Origin of the sequence: Acetobacter tropicalis (assembly GCF_001580915.1) — a bacterium.
Taxonomy (GTDB): Bacteria; Pseudomonadota; Alphaproteobacteria; order Acetobacterales; family Acetobacteraceae; genus Acetobacter; species Acetobacter tropicalis.
Genome location: NZ_LHZQ01000132.1, coordinates 1 through 6,823, shown reverse-complemented (window position 1 = coordinate 6,823; position 6,823 = coordinate 1). Strand labels below are relative to the sequence as shown.

Here is a 6,823-nt window from a genome sequence, read left to right as displayed (position 1 = left end):
AGCAGGAGCAGGAGCAGGAGCAGGAGCAGGAGCAGGAGCCTGCGTTGCGGTGGAGGTGAGCCTGACCACGGAGGACGGTGCCGCGAGGGCCGGAGTTGGTTTTTCTCCTTCCACCTTAGAAGTCTCCACTGAGGGGAGGGCTCGTGCGCCTATTGGAGCGTCTGCCTGCATGGAGGAGGACGTTGGGGAGGGAAGCGGCGCAGCAGACTGCGCCCACCCGCTGAGCGGTGTGCTGGCCAGAAAAAGGAACAGGGCTACAGAGCGCAGGCGTGAGCAAGAGAGAGTGGCAGCAGGCAACGAGCGCGGAGTCAGCACGGAAGAAGGGAATATGCTGGAAATATGGGCTGTAGGGCTTGTTCTGTCCGTATGCGCGCTCATGTCTTTCTTTCGGTCGAAGTCTTTCTGGCCAACGCAAAACCTGTCAGCCTCTCTTGCCAAGGCGGAGGAATGGAAACCTCCGGCTGGTAGGTAAAGAACGGTGCAACCGGGATCGGGTTTTGCGTAACACCGGAACTGTCTATGCTTTTCAGCCATGCTGGGCGATTGTGGCCCGCGCACTTTAGTCCTGTCAGGAGTTTTGTTCATGTCGTCCCCTCTTTCAAGCCCCGGGGCTCTGGCCGTTACGGATGACCTGTTTTTCAAGCGGCCCAACGCCTTGCTGCAACGGGACGAAGCCGAAGGGCTGGCCCGCGATGCGCTGACAGGCATGGATGATGGTGAACTTTTTCTGGAATACAGGGAAAGCGAGAGCATTGCGCTGGATGATGGTGTGATCCGCTCCGCCTCTTTTGATACCAGTTGCGGGTTTGGTTTGCGGTCAGTGCTGGGTGAGGAAACCGGCTTTGCCCATTCTGATGATCTGAGCCGTTCAGCCCTGAAGCGGGCTGCTGATGCGGTCAGTGCTGTGCGCAATGGTCGGTCCGGCACCATGGCGGATGCGCCGCGCTCCACCAACACGCGCCTTTATACGGATGCAAACCCTCTGGGGGATACGGATTTTGCTGCCCGCTCCGGGTTGCTGTCCCGCATTGATGCCTATGCCCGGGGCAAGGACAGCCGTGTGGTGCAGGTTATGGCGTCTCTTTCTGGTGAGTGGCAGGCCGTGCAGATTATCCGTGCGGACGGGGTGCGCGTGGCCGATCTGCGGCCTCTGGTGCGCTTGAATGTGTCCGTGGTGGTGGAACAGGGTGGCAAACGGGAAAGTGGCAGCCATGGGCTGGGCGGTCGCTATGAAATCAACCGTTTGCTTGAAGAACCGACCTGGCAGGGCGCTGTGGATGAAGCCCTGCGGCAGGCATTGGTCGCTCTTGAAGCCCGTCCTGCTCCGGCGGGTGAGATGGAAGTGGTGCTCGGCGCTGGCTGGCCCGGTATTCTGTTGCATGAAGCGGTTGGGCATGGGCTTGAAGGAGACTTCAACCGCAAGGGCACATCCGCTTTTGCTGGCCTTATGGGCAAGCGGGTGGCGGCTCCCGGTGTCACGGTGATTGATGATGGGTCTTTGCCTGATCGGCGCGGCAGCCTGACCGTGGATGATGAAGGCACCCCCACAGGCCGCACCGTGCTGATTGAAGACGGTATTCTAACGGGTTACTTGCAGGATCGCCTCAATGCCCGGCTGATGCACATGGCTCCTACCGGCAATGGTCGGCGTCAGTCCTATGCGCATGTGCCGCTGCCCCGCATGACCAACACCCTCATGCTGCCGGGTCAGGCATCCACGGAAGATATGATCCGCTCCATGAAGCGCGGTCTGTATGCGGTGCATTTTGGTGGCGGTCAGGTGGATATTACCTCCGGCAAGTTCGTGTTCTCAGCATCTGAAGCCTATCTGGTGGAAGATGGAAAAATCACGGCTCCCGTTAAAGGGGCCACGCTGATTGGCAGCGGTGCGGAAGCCATGACGCAGGTTTCCATGATCGGGAAAGATATGGAACTTGATCCGGGCATTGGTACCTGTGGCAAGGCCGGGCAGGGCGTGCCTGTGGGTGTGGGGCAGCCCACCCTGAAAATGGCAGGCCTGACCGTGGGCGGCACGGCCTGAGCATAAAAAGGGGATACGCGTGGCAGCGTGTGCGGGCTGACGCGCGGATTTTATTGAACCGAAAAAGGCGGCAGAAGGAGCCTGCGTGGGCGAATCGAGAGGTTTCTGCTGTTTGACCTCTCGTGGTAGAGCGTGGTGCGGAAAGACCACGCGGCGTGCTGACGCGTGACAGACAAGGGTAAGAGAATGGTCGAAAACGGGTATCAGAGTCCTTTCATGCAGGAAGCCGCCGCCCGCGGTTTCATTTTCCAGTGCACGGATGCACAGGCGCTGGATGATGCCATGGCGAAGGGGTCTGTCGCCGCGTATATCGGGTTTGATCCCACGGCAGACAGTCTGCACGTGGGGAGCCTGATCCAGATCATGATGCTGCGTCTGCTGCAAAAGCATGGCCACCGGCCTGTAGCCCTTATGGGCGGAGGCACGGCGCGGATCGGTGACCCGTCTTTCCGTGAGGAAGCCCGCAGGTTGATGACGGAAGAGACCATCACCACCAATCTGGCAGGCATTGAAGGCTGCCTCCGCCAGTTTCTGACATTTGGTGAGGGTGCTTCTGAGGCCAGGCTGGTCAACAATGCGGACTGGCTGGACAAGCTGGCCTATATTGACCTGCTGCGGGATGTGGGGGTGCATTTTTCCATTAACCGCATGCTGGCGTTTGATTCCGTCAAAAGCCGCCTGGACCGTGAGCAGGGCCTGACCTTTCTGGAGTTCAATTACTCCATTCTCCAGTCCTATGACTTCCGTGAACTGAACCGCAGGCATGGCGTCACGCTGCAGTTGGGTGGATCAGACCAGTGGGGCAATATTGTCTCGGGTGTGGATCTGGTGCGTCGCACAGACCAGAAAAGCGTAATGGGGCTGACCACGCCGCTGCTGACCACCGCATCAGGCGCCAAGATGGGCAAGACGGCCAACGGCGCGGTGTGGCTTTCCGAAGCCCGTCTGCCGGTGTTTGATTACTGGCAGTTCTGGCGGAATACGGAAGATGCCGATGTCGGCCGCTTCCTGCGTCTGTTTACAGATCTGCCTTTGGAAGAATGCGCCCGTCTTGAAGCGCTTGAAGGCGCGGAGATCAACGAGGCCAAGAAAGTTCTGGCAACTGAAGCCACGGCTCTCTGCCATGGGCGCAAAGCCGCTCTGGCTGCGGCAGAAGCGGCCCGCCAGACCTTTGAAGAAGGCAAGGTGGCCGCGGCAGACCTGCCAGTGCATGAAGTTCCACTCTCTGTGCTGACGGAAGGGGTGCCGGTGTTCCGTCTGTTGGTAGAGGCAGGGCTTGCCAAAACCAATGGTGAAGCCCGGCGTTTGATTCGCGGTGGGGGAGCGCGCGTGAATAACCAGCCTGTTGCTGATGAAAACAGGCTGGTGACTCAGGCAGACGCGGTGGAAGGGGCTGTTCGGCTTTCTTCAGGTAAAAAGCATCATGTGCTGATCAAGGCCGGGTAAAGGGACTGGCCTGTCAGAGATGACTGGCGGAGAGAAAAAATGAAGCGCATTCCTCTACTCGTGGTCTGTCTGGCTGTAACCTGCTCTCTTTCAGGCTGTGTGGGCCCGGATGTGGGATACGGAACATATGGCTATTCAGGCTATGGCTACGGCCCACAATATGATGGGTATTACGGCTATGGTCCCGGCCCACGGTGGGGCTATGCGGCCCGTCGGATAAGGCCCATGCCGCCGCCGCCTCGCCCTGGTGGAAGGCCGGGTGGTGGCGGACGGCCCGGAGGTAGACCCGGAGGCGGTGGTCGCCCGGGAGGCGGAGCTCATGGTGGCCCGGGTGGGCGTCCTGGCGGAGGTCCGGGCGGTGGCCAGCGCGGTCCTTCAAGAGGTGGCGGCGGAGGGCAAAACTCCGGCGGTCCCCGCGGCCCTCGCTAAAACGGGCCTGCTTACCGTGTTTTAAAGAAATCAAAAGAGAGGAAGCCATCACGCTTTCTCTCTTTTTTTGTCTGCTGGACATGAATTTGCTGCGATATGGTCGCGCAGATATTCCCCGTCCAATTTTTTAGCCAGAAACAGTCCCGCTACCGTTTCTTCCTGCTGAATTTTCAAACAGCTTTTCAGGAAAAAATGGAGGGGGAGAGATGCGCCTTTGCCTTACACGGGCGGAGAGAACGCAAAGATTGTTTTTTGTGGAGAGAACTGGTGCTGCTGGACAGGATTGAACTGTCGACCTCTCCCTTACCAAGGGAGTGCTCTACCACTGAGCTACAGCAGCGACGTTGGCGGCGTTCTAGCGTTTCACGCGCAACGCCGCAAGTCTGTTTCCGCTTAAAAAGCGGAATTAATCATCACGGTGGGTTTTTTCCATCCGTTCATGCTGTTCCTGCGCCTCAATGGAGAGGGTCGCAATCGGGCGGGCTTCCAGACGGCGCAGGGCAATGGGTTCCCCTGTTTCTTCACAGTAGCCGTAACTGCCGTTTTCAACACGCTGCAGAGCAAGGTTGATCTTGCCAATCAGCTTGCGGGCACGGTCACGGGTGCGCAGTTCCAGCGCGCGGTCTGTTTCCACGCTGGCGCGGTCTGTGATGTCTGCTTCATGAATCCCGCCTTCGGAAAGGCTGGCAAGAGTATCTCCTGCCTCTTTGAGGAGTTCGGCACGCCACTTGAGAAGCTTCTGCCTGAAATACTCCGTCTGAAGAGGGTTCATGAACTCCTCGTCGTCTGACGGGCGGTAGTCCGGCGGTAGAGTGATCATAGTCAGTGTCAGCCTTTGCAATGACAGGAATCCTGCCTTGAAAGAATGACGCGGCTTATAACGGGGGCTGCCCGGAACGCCAAGAAGATAATGGAGGCAAGAGCCAAGAAAAGCGGAGGGCTGCCCGGTAACTATGCGCCATAGTTCAAGAATTCGGCCAATGCTTACCAGTTATGGGAACGGATTATTTGGTCCGTACGTGCGGATCATTGGGCACGGTCACGTTTTTGCGCAGGGGGCCGCGTTCTGCGCGGCTGCCATCAGCCATCCGGCAAACAGAAAGACCCACCCCGCAGTAGGGAAGGAGAACAGGGCGCTGGTGGAGGCTATGGGCCACAAGACGGTGCAGCACATCACAAACAGCATGGCCTGTTGGGGAGCGCGGGTGGGGGAAAGATGCCGTGCGCCAGCCCTCAGCCAGCACACCACCGTAGCGGCAAAAGCAGCAAGGCCCAGAAGGCCCGCCGTTGTGGCAACCTGAAGATAGTAGTTGTGGGGGTGAATATTGCATCCAGTTCCTGCCGGGCTATCAAGCGGCGGAAGCGCGAGCGCAGAAATACCAGCGCTATGCATGCCCAACTGACAGAAATTACGAAACCCATCCACGCCCAGCCCGAGCCATGGGTGGTTGAGCACCATGATGCTGGCCTTGGTAAAGAGCTGCCCGTAATCACTGGTGGCAAAATGCTGGAGCTGATTGGAAAATTTCAGCACCAGTTTGGCATAGGTGGGCGGGGAGATAACAGGCAGGCTGGCAAGGGCCGCAGCAACGCACGCCAGCAACGCGACAAACGGCCACCGGAACTGCCGCACCAGCAAGGCGGTCAGAAACAGGCCAAACAGCAACAGAACATTGCTCATGCGCTGGCCAATCAGCACCATGGTCAGGGCCGAAAATAGCAGCAGCACGCAGCCACCAACCCACGCTCCACGGTTTTTACTGTGCAGGGCATGCAGCACCACGGGCATGATGCCGGGAAAGAACAACATCAGGAAGGTAAAGCCCGCCCGGGGCTTAACAAAGGGGCCGGTCAGGGAGCCGTCTCCCCATCGGGGGGCTCCCATCAGGTTGGTGCCCGTCAGATATTGTTCCCAGCACTGGCTCATAAGCCATAGGGCCAGCAGGAAAAATACGCCCCCCAAGGCTATGCGCCGAGTCTGGCGGGCGAGAATCCAGTTCTGGGTGGCGGCGGCCAGCAAAAACAGGCGCGGCAGACACAGGGCCTGTGTCCAGGCTCCCTTGAGTCCAACATGCACCGAAGAGATCAGGCACAGCCCACAGAACAGGGCGGCGGGAATGATCCATGGCTTGCGAAGCCATTGCCAGTCCCGCGTCAGGCCAGAATAAATCAGAAAGAAAACGCCAATAAGCGTTGCAGCAATATCGCTGAGCGCCCGACTGTAAAACATCAGCAGGGGCAGCAGCAGGGTGCAGGCCGTGCCGGTGAGTGTCAGGCTTTTTGCCAGCACTGTCTGCCAGCGGGGAAGGGATGCGTCCATCAGGTCAAAACGAGTCACATCAGAAGCCCGCTCGCCTCATACGGGCGGGCCTCCGGGTGTCCGGACGTAGGGTAGGATACGTGGTCCCATGAGGGTTTCCCGTTATCCCCCCTCCGAACCGGACTTGCAGTTTTCGCCGCATCCGGCTCTCCATTTGCAGCATTAAGCAGCAAAGCGATTATCTGGCAATGTTCCACGATGAAGGTCGGTGTGACAGGTTTTGCAAAGCACCAATGTCTTGCGTTTCCGCTGAATCATCAGTTGCTTCCACTTTTCTGTCCCCTTTGAGACATCCTTCAGTTTTCTGACATGATGGATCTCAAAAGGCCCGTTTTCATCGCCGCAGTATTCACACCGATTCGCACCTAAACGCGTTAGAAGCTCAGACCGTCCATCAAAATTGAAGAGGTTGGGCTTTTTATCCACGTTCATGGGAATGTCAGACTTTCTCCGATCTATCAGTGAATAGACTCGAAGATAGTTGATTTCCCCATTTTTCTCGAATCTCAAGGAGCGACCATCGTTCCTTATTCGCCGAAACCACTTCACCCATGTTTCGCCATGCTTCCGTCCCAAGGTTTTGTAGA

At 58.2% G+C, this 6,823-nt stretch carries 6 protein-coding genes, 1 tRNA gene and 1 pseudogene; 3 read left to right on the top strand and 5 right to left on the bottom strand.

What is annotated here, in order from left to right; genetic code table 11:
* Positions 1-378 (bottom strand): annotated as a pseudogene (locus tag AD944_RS16605) (hypothetical protein); the annotation flags it as partial.
* A 205-nt stretch (positions 379-583) separates the two neighbouring features.
* On the opposite strand from AD944_RS16605, the gene tldD reads away from it, so the two are divergent.
* The 3 genes from tldD to AD944_RS16600 all read left to right on the top strand — a co-directional run bounded on the left by tldD (position 584) and on the right by AD944_RS16600 (position 3,916).
* Entirely contained in the window at positions 584-2,041 is a 1,458-nt protein-coding gene (tldD, locus tag AD944_RS01540) for a metalloprotease TldD (protein ID WP_035382620.1), read from the top strand.
* A gap of 186 nt (positions 2,042-2,227) precedes the next feature.
* Positions 2,228-3,487 carry a tyrosine--tRNA ligase gene (gene tyrS / locus AD944_RS01535; protein ID WP_035382622.1) on the top strand — a complete coding sequence of 420 codons (1,260 nt, stop codon included), beginning with the start codon at positions 2,228-2,230 and terminating at the stop codon, positions 3,485-3,487.
* Positions 3,488-3,526: 39 nt separating this feature from the next.
* Positions 3,527-3,916, top strand: a complete 390-nt coding sequence (locus tag AD944_RS16600) for a hypothetical protein (protein ID WP_156477235.1) — start codon at positions 3,527-3,529, stop codon at positions 3,914-3,916.
* Positions 3,917-4,181: 265 nt separating this feature from the next.
* On the opposite strand, the gene AD944_RS01525 is transcribed toward AD944_RS16600, so the two are convergent.
* The 4 genes from AD944_RS01525 to AD944_RS17205 form a co-directional block, all read right to left on the bottom strand.
* A tRNA-Thr gene (locus AD944_RS01525) sits at positions 4,182-4,256 on the bottom strand.
* Positions 4,257-4,322: 66 nt separating this feature from the next.
* Positions 4,323-4,736 (bottom strand): RNA polymerase-binding protein DksA, encoded by a 414-nt coding sequence (gene dksA, locus AD944_RS01520; RefSeq protein ID WP_035382626.1) that lies wholly within the window; start codon positions 4,734-4,736, stop codon positions 4,323-4,325.
* 219 nt (positions 4,737-4,955) lie between these two features.
* On the bottom strand, positions 4,956-6,254 hold the full coding sequence (locus AD944_RS01515; RefSeq protein WP_236709160.1) for an O-antigen ligase family protein: 1,299 nt from the start codon (positions 6,252-6,254) through the stop codon (positions 4,956-4,958).
* Between the two features lie 144 nt (positions 6,255-6,398).
* Positions 6,399-6,823, bottom strand: a 425-nt coding sequence (locus AD944_RS17205) for an HNH endonuclease (RefSeq protein ID WP_282956212.1), incomplete at its 5' end; no start/stop codon positions are given.

What these genes read in the sequence shown, in the direction of transcription:
- AD944_RS16600 (WP_156477235.1), top strand. Translation starts at nt 3,527, where the DNA reads ATGAAGCGCATTCCTCTACTCGTGGTCTGTCTGGCTGTAACCTGCTCT.
- dksA (WP_035382626.1), bottom strand. Translation starts at nt 4,736, where the DNA reads ATGATCACTCTACCGCCGGACTACCGCCCGTCAGACGACGAGGAGTTC.
- tyrS (WP_035382622.1), top strand. Translation starts at nt 2,228, where the DNA reads ATGGTCGAAAACGGGTATCAGAGTCCTTTCATGCAGGAAGCCGCCGCC.
- tldD (WP_035382620.1), top strand. Translation starts at nt 584, where the DNA reads ATGTCGTCCCCTCTTTCAAGCCCCGGGGCTCTGGCCGTTACGGATGAC.